Raw genomic sequence first — 16,225 nt, 5'->3', positions numbered from 1 at the left:
TCCTTCCTCGGCGACGGCCTGCGCGATGCCTTCGATCCTCGCACCAAAGACTAAGCAAGCGAACCATGCAAGAGCGGAGCATACACCCATGCCAGAAAATCTGCTGGAAGTGAATAATCTCAGAACCTACTTCTTTACTCGCAGCGGCGTTGTCAAGGCCGTAGACGATGTCTCCTTCACCATGCGGCCTGGCGAGGCCCTGGGAGTGGTGGGCGAAAGCGGCTGCGGCAAGAGCGTGACCGCGCTCTCAATTATCCGTCTGATCGCTTCGCCGCCAGGTAAGATCGTCGGGGGTGAGATTCTCTTTAACGGCGAGAATATCCTGGAGAAGAACAATGACGAGATGACGGAGCTGCGTGGCAGCAAGATCTCGATGATCTTCCAGGACCCGATGACCTCGCTCAATCCAGTCTTCACCATCGGCTACCAGATCGCTGAGACGGTCAAGCGCCATCGCAAGGGCATTTCGAACGACCAGGCCTGGCAGCGAGCCGTCGAGATGCTGGATCTGGTGCGCATTCCCGATGCGCGCCGGCGAGCGAAGAGCTATCCTCACGAGTTCAGCGGCGGCATGCGCCAGCGCGTCATGATCGCTATCGCTTTGGCCTGCAATCCGCAGCTGCTGATTGCTGACGAGCCAACCACGGCCCTTGATGTAACCATCCAGGCTCAGATCCTCGAACTGATGAAGGGCCTGGCCAAGGAGTTCGGTACGGCCCTGATGCTGATCACTCACGATCTGGGCGTTGTGGCCGGTACCTGCGAGCATGTGATCGTGATGTATGCCGGCCATATTGTGGAGTCGGCCCCAGTACGGCAGATCTTCCAGACACCGGCTCACCCCTATACCACTGGACTCCTGCAATCGATCCCTCGCCTAGACGAGAAGCGTGGCATGCGCCTGACTCCCATCCCCGGGCAGCCCCCCGACCTCTCACGCGAGATCATTGGCTGCCCTTATGCCCCACGCTGCCCGCGGGTCCAGCCTCGCTGTCGTCAAGAACGGCCAGAGTTGAAACCGGTAGGCCGCGGTGAGCAGCTCGCCGCTTGCTTCTATCCAAGCTAGCCAGGGAGAGAGGGAGAAGGACGCTATGGCACAACAGCAGATGGCAACCTCGACAGCAACCGGAACAACACTGGTCGAGGTCAAGGGTCTGAAGGTCCATTTTCCAATTAAAGGCGGCCTCTTCAATCGCACCATCGCCCAAGTGAAGGCCGTTGATGGCGTCGATCTGGCGATTCGCCGCGGCGAGACCCTCGGACTGGTGGGAGAGAGTGGCTGCGGCAAGTCGACAACGGGGCGCGCTATTCTCCAGCTCATCAAGCCAACAGCTGGCAGCGTCAAACTGAATGGGGTTGAACTGACCAAGCTGCCACCCGCTGAGTTGCGCAAGAAGCGCGCTGAGATGCAGATGATTTTCCAGGACCCCTTTGGCTCGCTTGACCCACGCTTTACTGTGGGGCAGATTATCGCCGAGCCACTGGAGAACTTCAAACGAGGAAATGCCCGTGAGATCCGTGAGCAGGTAGCCCACCTGCTAGAAGTGGTGGGGCTAAACCCGTATTACGTGAACCGCTTCCCCCACGAGTTCAGCGGCGGCCAGCGCCAGCGCATCGGCATTGCTCGCGCCCTGGCACTGCATCCCTCGTTCATCGTTGCCGATGAGCCAGTCTCAGCGCTCGATGTCTCTATCCAGGCCCAGGTACTCAATCTGCTCCAGGATCTGCAAGCCGAGTTCGGCCTGACTTACCTGTTCGTAGCACACAATCTCTCGGTGGTGAAACACATCAGCGATCGCGTCGCTGTGATGTATCTGGGACGCATCGTTGAGCTGGCGGAGAGCGAGAAGCTCTACGAGTTGCCGCTGCACCCCTATACTCAGGCACTGCTCTCGGCTATTCCTGTCCCGGACCCCGAGGTTGAGGCCCGTCGTAAGCGCATCATTCTGGAAGGCGATGTACCCAGCCCGGTCAATCCACCATCAGGCTGCTACTTCCATCCACGCTGCTGGAAAGCACAGCAAATTTGCCGTGAGGTGACGCCTCCTCTTGAAGAGAAGGAGCGAAATCACTACGCAGCCTGCCATTTCCCAGGTTAAGAGGAGCTGCCTCTTGCTTCGCACCGCTCCCAGATCAGATTGCCATCCCTGGCCTGATCAAGGGCGAGCAGCATAGGGAAGGACTGCAGATAGAAAGCAGCGCCGCAGAGTCGCCTGTCTATGCAAGCAGGCCAGCCTGCGGCGCTGTTTCTGTTCGTGTTGTCAACAGAACTGCCAGCGGCTCCTCTCCTGGTCAGAAGAGGTGAAAAAGAAAGGGTGCGCTGCTCCATGTTTATCCTCTTTGCTATTTGCCAGGATCTGGAGGCAAAGCAGAAGCCGGACGACTGCTGGCAGGAACGTCCACCAATTCCCAATGGGCACATCCTCGCCCGCTTGTCTGCTCGCTTGCCGGCAGAGACGTAGAGGCTCGCTTGCAACCGCAGAAAGGAGGATCTACTCAGAGCGAGGCCGAAGAGAATCCTGCCGCCCCCCAGGAATCCACCCAGAGGTGAACGGCAGGCTCTCACTGTTAATCCTGGTTACGCAGCTCCAGCTGCTTAATGCGCAAGAGAAGACGCAGACGGGCAGCAAGATGGCGCGCATCGACCGGCTTGACAACGTAGTCATCAGCGCCGGCGGTGAATCCAGCGATCTTATCTTGTACCGTCATCTGCGAGCTGAGAATCATCACAGGGAGATGGCGCAATGAAGACTGATCGCGCACGAAGCGACAGAGATCGAGGCCATTCTCGTTGCCCAGCACAATCTCACAGATCAGCAGGTCGGGTGGCTCTTCGAGCAAGCAGCGACGAGCTTCTTCCAACGAAGAGGCGCAGCGGACAGTAAACATATGCTCCAGGGCTTGTTTAATGCGTCCCTGGGTATGTGGATCGTCATCAACGAAGAGCACCCGCGGCAATTGCGCTGTCCTTGGTTCACGAGCCATGAGACGGATAGATAGCATCGTCGATCAGCACTTACAAGAAATAAGTGTTCAAGCAGCTAAATAAAGCCGACATAGACAGAGGGAGACGGGAAGCGAGAGGCCCCTCCCGCGGCTGTCCCCTTGCTTCTCAGCGAAGATGAGCGGACAGCCCTCTGCCAGCAAGACAAGCGTAACACAAAAGATCCTGGCCACCCACCTGAGCAAAAGTGGTTCGGCTTAGACCTGTTGCCTGGTTGCGCATCTGGTCAAGAGCCATAGCAGCAGCGTCCTTTAGTGAAGAAGAGTGGTCCGTGCACGACCCCTCTCGTGCTCAGCCGACTCATCGCCTCTATCGCTGTTGCTGTTGCTGCTGTTCACTCTGGCTGCGCATCAATTCATCCATGCGGCGCTGGCGGTCAGCGGGAGTCAGGCGCAGAACGCGCTCGATAGCCGCATTGAGGGCGCTAGGTTTAAAGGGCTTGGTCAGATACTCATCGACCCCGGAGAGAAGGCCCGTGAGCTGATCCTCCTCGCGCGTCATCGCACTTAGGATGATCATAGGAGTATCGGCAGTGCGTGCATCGCCCCGCAGGCAGCGCACTAGCTGGTAGCCATCCATCCGAGGCATCTTCACATCGATGATGACGCAATCGGGGTGATGGGCATAGACCTGTTCCAGGCCCTGGACGCCGTCATAAGCGACGATGACTTCGTACGAGCCCTGGAGATTCACGGCATATTTGATAAGCTCTACAATAGTAGGATTATCGTCGATGACCAGCACTTTCTTCATCGTCTTTTCCGCCGTTTAAAGCCGTCTTGCTCAGGCACTGCACTTTATCTCTCCTCAACAGCAAAGACGACCCACCCCTTTGCATTGTAACACACCTGCCTGGCCTTGCCAACTGAGGCCCTCGGGAGTACTAGCCAGGCAGACGGTCAGGCGGCTGGCATTCCAGTTGGTCATCTTTTCTCCGCTTGTCCCTTTGTGGTACAATGAAGCAGATAGCAACGGGCTGCCGACAGCCCTGCCCTGGCCTGGCGCTGTCAGGCGGCTGTAGGATGCCCCATTCTGGGGAGGCCTCTTCTGATGGTAGCTTTCGAGCGCTACTCACGGCAGATTCTCTTTGGTCCTATTGGACGCCAGGGTCAGGAACGCCTGCTTGCCTCCTCCGTGGCCATTATCGGCTGCGGGGCGCTCGGCACTATGCTTGCTAATCACCTTTGTCGCGCCGGTATCGGGCAAGTGACCATTGTCGACCGCGATTACGTTGAGCTGAGTAACCTGCAGCGGCAGATCCTCTTTGACGAAGACGACGTTCAGGCCCACCTGCCCAAAGCAGTGGCTGCAGCCAGGAAACTGGAGCGCATCAACAGCGAGGTCAGAATCGAAGCCCTGGTTGCCGACCTCGATGCCGAGGAGGTCGAGTCGTTGGTCCAGCGCGTAGATCTGGTGCTGGACGCCACCGATAACTTCGAAACGCGCTACCTGCTCAATGATGCTTGCGTGAAACACCGACGACCCTGGATCTACAGCGGGGTGATCGCCGCTCACGGGGTGACGATGAACATTCTCCCGGGCGAGACCGCCTGTCTGCGCTGCGTCTTTCCCGAGATGCCCCCTCCCGGCAGTACACCGACCTGCGATACCGCCGGGGTGCTTAATGGGATTGTGAGCATGATTAGCGGCATCGCAGCGACTGAGGCCCTTAAAATCTTGCTTCAGAGTCCTCTGATCAGCCGGGCCTTGCTGGCTGCCGATCTCTGGGAAAACACGTTTGAGCGTCTGGAGTTGCCTCGGCAGAACGATTGCCCGACCTGTGCCCTTGGGCGCTTCGATTTCTTAAACGCCTCCATCCAGAGCAGGACAACCGCGCTCTGTGGGCGCAACGCCGTTCAGGTACGCAGCAGTCGCCGCGGCGCTTCCGTCGATCTGGCGGCTCTGGCCCAGCGTCTAGAAGCGCTCGCTCCCGTCCAGCACAATGCCTACTTGCTGCGCTTCACCATCGATGGCTACGAGATGACGGTCTTCTCCGACGGACGCGCGATCATCAAGGGCACCGATAACGAGCAAGTTGCGCGCTCACTCTACGCCCGCTACATCGGCATGTGACCGATCTCCGCTCCAGCCCGGCCTGGGAGGAGCGCGCCAGGTCTACTAGAGGCGGGCAGGTCCAGCCCCCGCCGCCCAGCCGGGGTCTTGCCCCTCTCCCACTCTATGCTATAATGAGGCACAATCCGCCTGGTGGTCTCTTCACTTCATCATCCGTTAGCGTCTCTCTGAGAGACAGAGCGCAATCAACAGTGCCAGCAAGCAAGCAAGCAATTACAAAGGAGACAGAACGACTCGACTGACCTCCATCAGCAAGCAAGGGAGTCACGTTCTATGGCTGAGTATATTCTGGTCTGCGTGGCCTGGCCCTACGCTAAAACGTCGACCCACGTTGGGCAGATAGCCGGCGCTTATCTGCCCGCCGATACTTTCGCGCGCTATCATCGTCTGGCCGGTAACCATGTGTTGATGGTCTCTGGCAGCGATGAGCATGGCACGCCCATTCTGGTCGAAGCTGAGCGTCAGGGCATTTCGCCGCGCGAATTTGTCTCCTACTACCATCGCCAGATCTGCGAGATCTGGGAGCGCCTGGGGATCTCCTGGGATCTCTATACGGAAACAGGTACGGAGAATCACTATCGCATCACGCAGGATTTCTTTCTGACGCTCTATCAGAAGGGCTATGTCTATAAAGATACAATGCAGTCGCCCTATTGTCCAACGGATCGCCGCTTTCTCCCCGATCGCTACGTCGAGGGGACCTGTCCTCACTGCGGCTATGCCGAGGCACGCGGTGACCAGTGCGACAATTGTGGGCGAGTACTCGATCCCGTCGATCTGATCCAGCCTCACTGCCGTCTCTGCGGCAGTAGAGAGCAGCCGCTGGAGATCCGCGATACCGAGCATTTCTTTCTTGATCTGCCCAAGCTTCAGGAGCCGATCCTGCAGTGGCTCTCTCAGGGTAAGGAGCATTGGCGTCCCAACGTTTATGCCTTTACGATGAACTGGCTCAAGGAGGGCCTGCACCCGCGCGCGATCACGCGCGATCTCGATTGGGGCGTGCCTATCCCGCTGGAGGGCTACGATGAAAAGCGTATCTATGTCTGGTTCGATGCGGTGATTGGCTACTTCTCAGCCACCGTGGAGTGGGCGCAGCGCAGCGGCGACCCCGATGCCTGGAAACAGTGGTGGATTCCTGGTATGACCGATCCGCCGGTGAAAGCCTACTACTTCATCGGCAAGGACAACATTCCTTTCCACACGATTATCTGGCCGGCCATGTTGATGGGCTATGGCAATCGCAATTTGCCCTACGATGTCCCAGCCAACGAGTTCATGACGATGCGCGGCAGCAAAGCATCCAGCAGCCGGGGTAATGTGGTCTGGACGAAGGATGTGCTCGACCTCTACGGGGCAGACCCGCTGCGCTACTACCTGTCAGCCTCCGCTCCCGAGGGACGCGATACCGATTTTACTTTCGAGGAGCTGGTACGGCGCAACAACGATGAGCTAGTCGCCACTTACGGCAACGCTGTCCATCGCACCTTGACCTTTGTCCAGAGCCGCTTTGGCGGGACAGTTCCCACGCCCGGGGCACTGAGCACCGCTGATGAGGCCATGCTGGCAGAGGTGAAAAAGGGCTTTCTTACAGTTGGCGAGTTGATCAGCCGCTGCCGCTTCAAGGATGGATTGCAGGCGGCGATGGCTGTGGCTCACGTGGCCAACCGCTATCTTGATGAGCAGGCCCCCTGGAAGCGTATCAAGGAGGATCGGCAGGCCGCTGGGACGACGCTCTATGTGATGCTGCAGGTGCTGAGCGGTCTGCGCGTGCTGCTCTATCCCTACCTGCCTTTTTCTTCTCAGAAGCTGCACGCTTACCTGGGCTTCGAGGGCGATGTCAGTGCTTCTCGCTGGCAGCTTGAAACGGTGCCTGCCGGCAGACAGCTGCCACCACCCCAGCCGCTCTTTGCTAAGCTGGAGGTGCCTGCAGACCTCTCCTCGGCGGAGAGTAAGTCGTTGCCCTAGCGATGATTTTCTTCCCAGCAAAAGCTGCAACAGGCCCAGAAAAAAATCAATTGAGCCAGTCAGGAGGGGAAAAAGAGGACCAACACGGCTGGGGAGAGCCTCTTCTCCCCAGTGCCAGCTGGGCGGAGCGCCCCCTCCTCCGCCTGGCTGATCCTTATTCTTCGATCGCCTGCTCTTCACTCTCCCGGAGACGATAGCCCGCCGCCTGAGCGGCAAGGCAGGCGGCCCCCACTACTCCCGAGAAATCGCCCAGGCGAGTGCGCACGATAGGCGTCTGGCGTGCCGGTAGAGAGAGTGCTACAGTGCGCGCTCGTCGCACGGCGCGTTCAAAGAGCAGATCGACGGCCTCGATAACGCCTCCCCCTAAGATGATGGCCTCGGGGTTGTAAAAGTTGATGATCGAAGCCAGGCCATAGCCCAGGTAGTCCGCAGCTTCGCTGACAACTTCAATGACCAGCTCATCGTTCTGCTGAATCGCGCTGGCTAGCAATCCCGAGCGAATGATGGTCTCGCCGCCTTTGAGCTGGAGCAGGGCCTCGTCGGCCAGCACCGATTTGCGGCCATGATGGATCTCAGCCAGAATGGCCCGAGTGATGGCCGTGCGTGAGGCGTAGGCCTCCAGGCAGCCACGCGCGCCACAGCCACAGATGCGTCCGCTGGCTTCCACCGTAATATGGCCAATCTCGCCAGCGGTACCGGAGAGACCCGTGTAGAGCCGCCCGTTTTGAATGATGCCAGCGCCGATGCCGGTGCCGATAAAGACACAGACAAAATTCTTGTAGGTGCGCCCGGCACCGTGGAGGTACTCGCCCAGAGCCGCGACCTCAACATCGTTGCCAACCGCGACTGGGCGTTCAAATTCGGCGCTTAGCAGGGCCGCTACCGGCATATCGCGCACGCCGAGGTTGGGCGCCTCTAGAATCACGCCGGCCTGACGATCAATCTGGCCGGCGGCGCCGATGCCTACCGCGAGCAGCTCGCGCCCGTTGCGCAGATCAGCAGCCTCCAGAGCGGCGCGAGCGACTTCCACTACCCGGCGGGCGACGAAGTCCTGCCCCCGCTCCGCTTTTGTGCGCTTGCGCGCCGAGGCGATCACTGCGCCAGTGGAGACATCGATGACTGCCGCCAGCGTCTTGGTGCCTCCCAGGTCGATGCCAAGAGCATAGGTTGCCGGATGTCCCGCGTGATTCTTGGCCATAGTTCTCTCCTCAAGATAAACAGAACGGTAGTAACAGGTGGCAGAGCCTGTTTCATACCGCTTGCTCATGGTAGTGTGGATCTGGTGGCGGATCTCTGAGCAGAGTACGCTCGCTGCGTCTGCACCACGCACGCTCGTCGGCCCCAGGGGGAGCCCACCTCAGTCCCTCTTCTCTCCCTTACTCCTGCCGAAAGGGGAGACTCAGATTCGGCTCCACGTCCAGATCAAGATCATGCTGCTCACCGTGCAGACGATGGAAGAAGGCAGCCGCTGCTACCATTGCCGCATTGTCTGTGCAGAATTCGATCGGCGGATACTGCAACCGGATGCCCAGCGGTGTCAGCTCTTCCTCCAGGCGTGCCCGCAAGGCGACGTTGGCCGCTACGCCACCGGCCAGCAAGACCTGCCGCACGTGATATTCCTGGGCGGCCAGGCGCGTCTTGACTGCCAGGACATCGACAATGGCTTCCTGGAAGCCCGCTGCTAGCAGACCGATATGGACTTGACCGCGCCTGGCCGCTTCGTTTCCCATCGTGGTGTAGCGACTAACCTGGCGCCCTCCACTGGGCAGCGGGCGACCCGCTTGCTGGTCTGCAACCAGTCCTTCGGCCAGGTGTAGCATGGCTGTTTTCAGTCCGCTGAAGCTGAAGTCATAGGTTCCCCGTAGCCAGGCCCGCGGCAGCCGATAAGGATTGCGCACTGGCAGGCGCTGCTGGCGTAGCTCCTCTTCTGCCAGGCGCGCAGCCTGCTGAATGGCCGGACCGCCGGGATAGCCAAGCCCCAGGATGCGAGCCACCTTATCAAAAGCCTCCCCCGCGGCATCGTCGCGCGTCCGCCCCAACAGGAGATAGTCGGTATGATCACGCATGAGGACCAGCTCGCTATGAGCGCCGGAAACGACCAGGCAGATCAGGGGGAAGAGCGGATCACCGGGCAGATAGGCGCATTCCGTCTCATTCGCGCCAGACTGGAGATCGGCGTCCAGCGTCGGGCGCAGCCAGTTGGCGTAGATATGGGCTTCCAAATGGTTGACCCCAAGAAAAGGCAGGTCGCGGGCCAGAGCCAGGGTCTTGCCCACTGTCAGGCCAACGAGCAGCGAGCCGGCGAGGCCAGGGCCATAGGTAGCAGCCACTGCCTCGATGTCTTCCCAGCGGCAGCGAGCCTGCTGCAGAGCCGTCTCGATGACTGGCAGGATAGCGGCCAGCTGCTGGCGCGAGGCGACCTCCGGCACCACCCCCCCGTAGCGCTCATGAATCTCCGTCTGCGAGGCGACCACATTCGCCAATAGGTAGCGGCCATCTTTGACAATAGCCGCCCCAGTCTCATCACAAGAGCTTTCGATCCCCAGAATGAGCATAGTTCACCCCCTTTCTCATTCAATGAAAAGCTGCATAGCTGGAGTGCACGCCTCTCTGACCGGCTCTGGCGTTGTCCCGTTCTTCTCTTCGGCCAGAACGGCGGCAGTCCGCATACAACTGCCGACCATGCTATCCAGGCCCAGTCACCAGAGTCGAGCCAGAGGCAGTCAGCGCAGATAAGGCGGTCGGTCGAGATGACCTCTCTTAGCCCTGAGCTTCCAGCTTCCGTAGCAGCGCGGCTTTCTGCTCCTGAAACTTCTGGCGATAGGCCGGACTGTGGATCTCGTCAGTCCACATGATCAGAGCGTCTTCTTGATTATCGCTGTAGTAGCGATGGCGCAGGCCGGCCTCACGGAAGCCATACTTACGATAGAGATTCTGGGCAACGTAGTTGGAGACACGTACCTCAAGTGTGACCCATCTGGCGCCGATGGTATAGGCGATATCAATCAGGCTGATGAGCAAGAACTCGCCCAGCCCCTGACGACGATAGTCAGGATGCAGGGCAATCGTGGTAATATGCGCTTCGTCGACCATGAGCCACAGCCCGGCAAAGCCAATGATCGAGGCGAGCTGCGGTGAGGTTGTCGCCGTCGACGAGCGGCCCGGCAACAGCGACAGAGGGAAGAAGCGCCTTGGCTTCTCAGCTTCAGAGGCAGAAGGCTCCACGTGCTCCTCTAGAATCTTTTTATCGCGCAGGACAATATAGTGCGCCCAGCGGTTGTCTTGCAGTTCCTTGCGATAGGCACTAGGAGGCCAGGTTGATGGATAGGCCAGACGCTCAATCTCGATCACCCGAGGTACGTCTGACAACGTCATGCGTTCAATGCTGTAACGCACGTTCTTCCCTCTCTGTCTCGCTTTGAGGTAGTGAGCGCGGCTGACCCACCGCGTTCAGCAGCGGTTGCTTACGTGCACTGGCAGTAATGGCAGGGGGGCGCAAGTAAAGCGGCTCCAGGCGCAAAGGGTCATCATGCTCGCCCCGCAAGAGGCGCGGTAAGGCGAGAGCGGCCAGAGTGGTAGCTCGTCTGGTGGCCAGCAACGGCTCAGCGAAGGCACACTCTGGCAGAGAGGAGCGCAGGGTCGCACAGGTGGCCGCTTTCAACTCCCCACAGAAGAGAAAAGGAGGAAGCTCGCGCCGGCCCGGTACCGCCAGAGATGAGGCAGCCAGTTCTTTGAGATAGGCCACGAGCTGCTGAGGAGGCAGCAAGACATAGTTTCCAAGCCGCCGCAGCTCCTGCCTAAGCCGCCCCTGCTCATCCTGGCCTTCTGTACTGAGATAGCAGGCGGCGTACAGTTCGGAGCGCCCTGCTTCCAGCACAGCGCAGATCGGCCCCGACCAGCGGCGCTGCTGGGCAGCGATGATATCCAGGGTGCCCACCCCAATCAGGGGCTTCTCCAGGGCGAAGGCCAGGCTCCGGGCTGTGGCCACCGCCACCCGCACGCCATTAAAGGAGCCTGGGCCTAAAGCCACCGCCAGGGCAGAGAGGTCCGCCGGGCGCCAGTTTCGGCTGGTCAGTAACCGGCGGATCGCCGGCAACAACTCAACACTATGATTGTTCTCGACAAGCCAGGTCTCCTCTGCGTAGAGCGTCTCCTCCGAGCAAAGGGCCAGACTTGCCTGGCGCGTGGAGGAATCAATTGCCAAGAGCAGCATAGGTATTTTTCTGGAATTGTTGTAGCAGCTCACAATAATACGATCCAACGGCCTCGAAGAGGAGCGCACGCTTCGTCTCGCTGAGCAACTTCAGACGGATGCGGAGATACTCGCCAGACCAGAGCGCGGCAGCCTTATCAGCCCACTCCACCACACAGACACCTGCCGGGTTAGAAAAGTAATCTTCGAAGCCCAGATCGAGTATCTCTTCAGGATGCTCCAGGCGATAGAGATCAAAATGGTAGAGCGCCAAACCTCTGGAGTGCGTTGCCTGCTCTTCTCCGCGCCCGCGCGGCTGACCACGGTACTCCTTCAGGAGTGTAAAGGTAGGGCTGCTGACCACCTCAGCAATGCCCAGACCTTGAGCCAGACCCTGCGTAAAGGTGGTCTTCCCCGTCCCTAGTTGGCCGGCCAGCAGAATCAGTTCACCACCACGCAGCAGCTCTCCTAAGCGCATACCAAGCCGCTGGGTTTGGGCCGCACTATGGCTGATCACATCAAGGGTACAGCTCACCTCGTCTTGAGAAGCACCAGTCACACCGTCTTCCTTTTCCCCTGCTATAGCCGTGGCTCAAGTATCTCTTGAGCCTTTCCAGAGAACCTCAAATTATTATAACACAGTCCTCCCTGCTTCGCCTCAGCCGATTTTCTTCCCACAGCTAGAGCAATAGAGCGCCCGCACGCGGACTAACTGGCCACAGTGAGGGCAGGGCACCTTATCCGCTACACGAGGGCCGCTGCTGCCAGCTGAACCAGCCGCTCCTGCCGTTCCTGGGACGCTCCCCATTCCCGCCGGCGCCTGCTGCGTCGTTGGGGCCGTCGGCGCCACTGGAGGCGGAGTATAATCGCGCGGTGGCTGCGGAGCAAACTGCTCCGGCTGGTAGGTCTCATTCTTGATCTCCTGAAGCTGTTGCTCCCGATTACGTAGATCGGCATCCAGCTCCTGAATACTAGCACAGATGCGCGCTAACTGCGGCTGGGATAGCGCCCCTTGCTGATAGAGGGTCATAGCCGCTGTGGCCAGCTCCTCCAGCAGAAGCTGGCGCTGCTTGAGCAGCTGATCAATCTCTCCCTGCTTGTTTCGAATACGCAGCTGCTTCTGCGCTTCCCAGGTGGTGCGGCTGACAGCCGCTGAGACAAGATGTTTCGCCGACTCAACAAAGTCCGCCATGCTTGGTGCTCCTTCCCTTTGTCGGTTGGTCTGGTGAGCTGGGAATACAGGTCGGGTCTCCTGCTCGGCGCGAGGGCAATCCTGCCTGTTCCTGCCTGCCCCGCCAGGGCGACGAGAGCTGCCATTTCTCACTCGCCCGTGCGCCCCTTTCTTGCTCTCTGGCAGTTCTGGCCGGTAGAAGGTCAGACGTGCCAGATCGCCACCTGGAGACCCTGCCCAGGGCGCCGCTAGTCCTCGTCCTCCACTGCCCCACGATGGATACGCACGGCCTCCAGTCGGCCCGCGCTGCTGAGTTGGATAGCCACCACATCAATGCGCCAGGGACGCTCATAGGCCTCGTGCTGCTCAAGGTAGTGAGAGGCCACCTCAATGAGCTTGCGGCGCTTGTGCAACGTCAATGCCTCCTCGGGAGGGCCCCAGCTGCTGCTGCGGCGCGTCTTCACTTCAATAAAGACCAGCTCCTCGCCATCGCTGGCCACAAGGTCGATCTCACCAGCCCGGCAGCGAAAGTTATGCTCGTGAATATGATAGCCCTGCTGACGCAGGATGGCAGCCGCCAGGCGCTCGCCAGCCTGACCAAGGGCGCGCTGTCCCCTGGCCCGGCTCAGCCTCTTCTGTCCCTGCCCATCAGACTCCTCGTGATCTGGACAATTCATGAGAGTAATACGCCCTCCCCACTCTCAATGTTGTATGCTTCCTATGAGAACACCGCTGAGCTAGCAGCGCTCTTGCTGTCTCTGCAAGGATAGCCTAGACAGCGGCCAGATGCAAGCAGACAAGGAGCGTTCCCGAAGACGACCCGGGGAAACGCTCAGAAGAGGAGTAAGTCAAGAGATGGTACAGCAACCGATTGTCTTTCTCCACGGCGCAGGAGGGAGCGCTCGCAGCTGGAGCGCTCTGCTAGAGTATCTCGGCTCGTATCCAGCTATTGCCATTGACCTGCCGGGCCACGGCCAGCGTGCGGACACCCTACCGGCAGAGGTGAGCATGAGAGAGTACGCGCAGGCTGTCTGGCAGATTGTAAACCATGAGCTACAGCTTCAGAGGCCGATTGTCGCCGGGCACTCGATGGGCGGAGCCATTGCTCTGACCCTGGCCCTGGAGCATGGTCAGGAGCTGGCCGGACTGATCTTGATCGGAACCGGCGCCCGCCTGCGCGTACGGGCAGATTTGCTGGAAGCCGCGCGGACAGGCTCACCCGAGGCGCTACAAGCTCTGGCCACCTGGAGCCTGGTCCCGACAAGCAGCGAGAGCCAACGCACTCGCTTCCAACAGGAGCTAGCCAGCGGCGCTGCCCAGCTTTACCGTGACCTGCTAGCCTGCCATACTTTCGATTGCATGGCCCGCCTGGGAGAGATCCAGCTCCCGACCCTGATCGTCGTAGGGGCAGAAGACCAGATGACTCCTGTTAAGTATAGCCAGTATCTTCATAAGCATATCACAGGCTCAACGCTGCAGATCATCCCTGCTGCCGGTCATGCTTTGATGCAGGAGCGACCGGAGGAGCTAGCTCGCGTCATCGCTGCCTGGCTGGCAGCAGCCCCCTCGACGCCTTCCCCTGGTTCATGCTACAATACAGCCAGTGGTTTCCCTCACGAATAATAGAGCAAGCAGGGCAGCAACGGCCCTTCTTCATACAGAGCATTTGCGATAGATAGGGGGCAACGGTATGTCAGGCCATTCGAAATGGGCACAGATTCGCCGAGCTAAAAGTGTGAACGATGCGCGCAGGGGGCAACTTTTCACGCGCCTCGGGCGCGAGATCGCAGTTGCTGTGCGCGAAGGAGGAAGCGGGGACCCTGCCGCCAACCCGCGTCTGCGCATGGCCATTCAGCGGGCGCGCGATGCCAATATGCCGATGGAGAACATCGAGCGCACCATCAAGCGGGCGCTTGGCGGCGCAGAGGGCAGCAACCTTGAAGAAGTGACCTATGAGGGCTATGGCCCCGGCGGGACGGCCATCCTCATCGAGGCGATGACCGAAAACCGCAATCGCACGGTCGCAGAGATTCGCAACGCCTTCAGCCGCAACGGCGGCAGCCTGGGCGAGACGGGTAGCGTCTCCTGGATTTTTGAGCCGCGCGGGGTCATTGAGCTAGCTCTCGATGGGCACGATCCCGATGAGGTCTCACTGGAGGCCATCGATCTGGGCGCCGAAGATGCGGAAACGTCATCAGAGGAGGACCAGATCCTGACGATCTACACGACCCCGGCCAATCTGGAGAAGGTGCGTCAGGCCCTCCAGGAGAAGAATTACAAGGTCCTGAAAGCGGAGAGCACAATGGTCCCCAAGACACGGGTCGAACTGCACGATGCCAAAACTGCTCATCAGCTCATGCGGCTGGTCGAGAAGCTGGAGGACCTGGACGACGTCCAGAACGTCTATTCCAATGCCGATATTCCTGACGAACTGGTGGCCTCCTATGAGTAGGGCCTGCGACAGCAGCGAGCCAGGGATCAGAGCGACCCTTGTGGCCGCTCTGTCCTCCCACCGGAAGCACGGTAAGGAAGGCGGCATGACCCTATGACCCAGAAGGCTCCGCCGCGGCGGGTCGCCCTGGGCATCGATCCAGGAACGGCAATTGTGGGATATGCCGTCGTAGCAGCTCAGGGCGACAGGCTTAGTTTGCTCGCCTGCGATGTCATTACCACGCCCGCCGGCATGCCCTTACCCCAGCGCCTCCAGCAGATCTATGAGCGTCTGGGTGAAATCGTCACCATTCATCAGCCGGCGGAGGCGGCGATGGAGGAGCTTTTTTTCGCCAAAAACGCCCGCACGGCGATGATGGTCGGCCAGGCGCGTGGTGTGGCCATGCTGGCGCTGGCGAACCACGGATTGCCCATTGCAGAGTATACACCACGCCAGGTGAAGCAGGCAGTCACCGGCTACGGCAGCGCAGACAAGGCGCAGGTCGGGGAGATGGTGCGCATTTTGCTCAATCTGCGCTCCATTCCTCGCCCCGATGATGCAGCGGATGCGGCAGCTATTGCCATCTGTCACCTCTATAGCTCCCACCTGATCAGGGCCAGCCTCCTTTCAGAGGACTTCCACTCCTCAGAATCAGGAGGATGGTAATCATTCCCCAAAAAGTCAGCAACCGTTACTCAGATCACGCCAGTGGCGTTACTTCCTATACGACAGCAGAGGGAGAGATAGGCAGGCAGGGATGATTGCGAGCATTCATGGCATTCTTGAGGCACAGCGCGAGGACCATCTGATCATCCGCGTGGGAGGCTTTGGGCTGCGTGTCTTTGTGCCAGCCTCGACACGCAATCGCTTCAGTACGCCCGGCAGTGAGGTCTCGCTCTATACTCACCTGCACGTCCGTGAGGACGGCCTGGCGCTCTATGGCTTCGCCGAGGAGGCCGAGCGCGATATGTTCGAGCTGTTGATCGGCGTCAGCGGTGTAGGCCCCAAGGTAGCCCTGGCCCTGCTCTCGGTGCTCGATGCACCCACCTTCTACCGTGCAATCGCTCAAGAGGATGTGCAGCTATTGGCCCGCGCCCCCGGCGTGGGCAAGAAGCTCGCCGGTCGTCTGGTGCTGGAGCTGAAGGGCAAGGTGCCGGCAATCGCTCCAGGCACAGCCTCCGCCGGTGGTATCCGGCGCTCCGAGGTGCTGGAAGCCCTGGTCGGTTTGGGCTACAGTCCCGCTGCCGCCCAAGCGGCCATCGCTCGCCTGCCCCAGGACCAGAACCTGACGCTGGAAGAACAAATCACCCTGGCCCTGCGCTCCCTCGCCCGCGAACTCTGATCTGACTGACGGTCGTTGTAGCAGGTAGGATTCGCAGAAAACGCCTA

Annotated in this window: 16 protein-coding genes and 1 pseudogene; 8 read left to right on the top strand and 9 right to left on the bottom strand. The window is 59.8% G+C overall.

The window, feature by feature from the left end; all coding sequences use genetic code 11:
* Window positions 1-88 precede the first annotated feature (88 nt).
* Window positions 89-1,066, top strand: a complete 978-nt coding sequence (locus tag IRZ31_RS05130; protein WP_297150505.1) for an ABC transporter ATP-binding protein — start codon at window positions 89-91, stop codon at window positions 1,064-1,066.
* Window positions 1,067-1,091: 25 nt separating this feature from the next.
* Window positions 1,092-2,099 (top strand): dipeptide ABC transporter ATP-binding protein, encoded by a 1,008-nt coding sequence (locus IRZ31_RS05125; RefSeq protein WP_297150501.1) that lies wholly within the window; start codon window positions 1,092-1,094, stop codon window positions 2,097-2,099.
* A gap of 469 nt (window positions 2,100-2,568) precedes the next feature.
* Here the strand turns inward: IRZ31_RS05125 and IRZ31_RS05120 are convergent, their stop codons facing one another.
* Window positions 2,569-2,985, bottom strand: a complete 417-nt coding sequence (locus IRZ31_RS05120; protein ID WP_170292961.1) for a response regulator — start codon at window positions 2,983-2,985, stop codon at window positions 2,569-2,571.
* A 328-nt stretch (window positions 2,986-3,313) separates the two neighbouring features.
* Complete coding sequence (locus tag IRZ31_RS05115; RefSeq protein ID WP_069805134.1) at window positions 3,314-3,757, bottom strand: response regulator; 444 nt, start codon at window positions 3,755-3,757, stop codon at window positions 3,314-3,316.
* A gap of 297 nt (window positions 3,758-4,054) precedes the next feature.
* Here IRZ31_RS05115 and IRZ31_RS05110 point away from each other — a divergent pair, with 297 nt between their 5' ends.
* Together IRZ31_RS05110 and metG are read left to right on the top strand one after the other, a co-directional pair.
* Window positions 4,055-5,077, top strand: coding sequence for a ThiF family adenylyltransferase (locus IRZ31_RS05110; protein WP_297150495.1), 1,023 nt, complete (start codon window positions 4,055-4,057; stop codon window positions 5,075-5,077).
* 249 nt (window positions 5,078-5,326) lie between these two features.
* Window positions 5,327-7,042, top strand: a pseudogene (metG, locus tag IRZ31_RS05105) (methionine--tRNA ligase); the annotation flags it as partial.
* 154 nt (window positions 7,043-7,196) lie between these two features.
* Here metG and IRZ31_RS05100 read toward each other — a convergent pair.
* The 7 genes from IRZ31_RS05100 to IRZ31_RS05070 form a co-directional block, all read right to left on the bottom strand.
* Complete coding sequence (locus tag IRZ31_RS05100; RefSeq protein ID WP_297150492.1) at window positions 7,197-8,240, bottom strand: ROK family protein; 1,044 nt, start codon at window positions 8,238-8,240, stop codon at window positions 7,197-7,199.
* A 178-nt stretch (window positions 8,241-8,418) separates the two neighbouring features.
* Window positions 8,419-9,597, bottom strand: a complete 1,179-nt coding sequence (gene tsaD / locus IRZ31_RS05095; RefSeq protein ID WP_297150489.1) for a tRNA (adenosine(37)-N6)-threonylcarbamoyltransferase complex transferase subunit TsaD — start codon at window positions 9,595-9,597, stop codon at window positions 8,419-8,421.
* 205 nt (window positions 9,598-9,802) lie between these two features.
* Window positions 9,803-10,438, bottom strand: a complete 636-nt coding sequence (gene rimI / locus IRZ31_RS05090; protein WP_297150487.1) for a ribosomal protein S18-alanine N-acetyltransferase — start codon at window positions 10,436-10,438, stop codon at window positions 9,803-9,805.
* On the bottom strand, window positions 10,422-11,255 hold the full coding sequence (gene tsaB / locus IRZ31_RS05085) for a tRNA (adenosine(37)-N6)-threonylcarbamoyltransferase complex dimerization subunit type 1 TsaB (RefSeq protein WP_297150484.1): 834 nt from the start codon (window positions 11,253-11,255) through the stop codon (window positions 10,422-10,424). Before tsaB ends, rimI begins: the two co-directional genes overlap by 17 nt.
* Window positions 11,236-11,793 (bottom strand): tRNA (adenosine(37)-N6)-threonylcarbamoyltransferase complex ATPase subunit type 1 TsaE, encoded by a 558-nt coding sequence (gene tsaE, locus IRZ31_RS05080; RefSeq protein WP_297150481.1) that lies wholly within the window; start codon window positions 11,791-11,793, stop codon window positions 11,236-11,238. Before tsaE ends, tsaB begins: the two co-directional genes overlap by 20 nt.
* Before the next feature lie 99 nt (window positions 11,794-11,892).
* On the bottom strand, window positions 11,893-12,426 hold the full coding sequence (locus IRZ31_RS05075; protein ID WP_297150478.1) for a zinc ribbon domain-containing protein: 534 nt from the start codon (window positions 12,424-12,426) through the stop codon (window positions 11,893-11,895).
* Between the two features lie 227 nt (window positions 12,427-12,653).
* Window positions 12,654-13,082 carry a YraN family protein gene (locus IRZ31_RS05070; protein ID WP_297150475.1) on the bottom strand — a complete coding sequence of 143 codons (429 nt, stop codon included), beginning with the start codon at window positions 13,080-13,082 and terminating at the stop codon, window positions 12,654-12,656.
* Window positions 13,083-13,260: 178 nt separating this feature from the next.
* Between IRZ31_RS05070 and IRZ31_RS05065 the strand changes: the two genes are divergently transcribed.
* The 4 genes from IRZ31_RS05065 to ruvA all read left to right on the top strand — a co-directional run bounded on the left by IRZ31_RS05065 (window position 13,261) and on the right by ruvA (window position 16,178).
* Window positions 13,261-14,028 carry an alpha/beta hydrolase gene (locus IRZ31_RS05065; RefSeq protein WP_297150471.1) on the top strand — a complete coding sequence of 256 codons (768 nt, stop codon included), beginning with the start codon at window positions 13,261-13,263 and terminating at the stop codon, window positions 14,026-14,028.
* Window positions 14,029-14,095: 67 nt separating this feature from the next.
* Complete coding sequence (locus IRZ31_RS05060) at window positions 14,096-14,857, top strand: YebC/PmpR family DNA-binding transcriptional regulator (protein ID WP_297150468.1); 762 nt, start codon at window positions 14,096-14,098, stop codon at window positions 14,855-14,857.
* A 93-nt stretch (window positions 14,858-14,950) separates the two neighbouring features.
* A complete protein-coding gene (ruvC, locus tag IRZ31_RS05055; RefSeq protein ID WP_297150466.1) occupies window positions 14,951-15,502 on the top strand; it encodes a crossover junction endodeoxyribonuclease RuvC in 552 nt (183 codons plus the stop codon).
* 91 nt (window positions 15,503-15,593) lie between these two features.
* Window positions 15,594-16,178 carry a Holliday junction branch migration protein RuvA gene (gene ruvA, locus IRZ31_RS05050; protein WP_297150463.1) on the top strand — a complete coding sequence of 195 codons (585 nt, stop codon included), beginning with the start codon at window positions 15,594-15,596 and terminating at the stop codon, window positions 16,176-16,178.
* Window positions 16,179-16,225: the final 47 nt, after the last annotated feature.

This window comes from Thermogemmatispora sp. (genome assembly GCF_019683635.1).
In the GTDB taxonomy this organism is placed as follows: domain Bacteria; phylum Chloroflexota; class Ktedonobacteria; order Ktedonobacterales; family Ktedonobacteraceae; genus Thermogemmatispora.
Note: the sequence above shows the minus strand (reverse complement) of the source record. Positions and strands in the feature narration are given on the sequence as shown.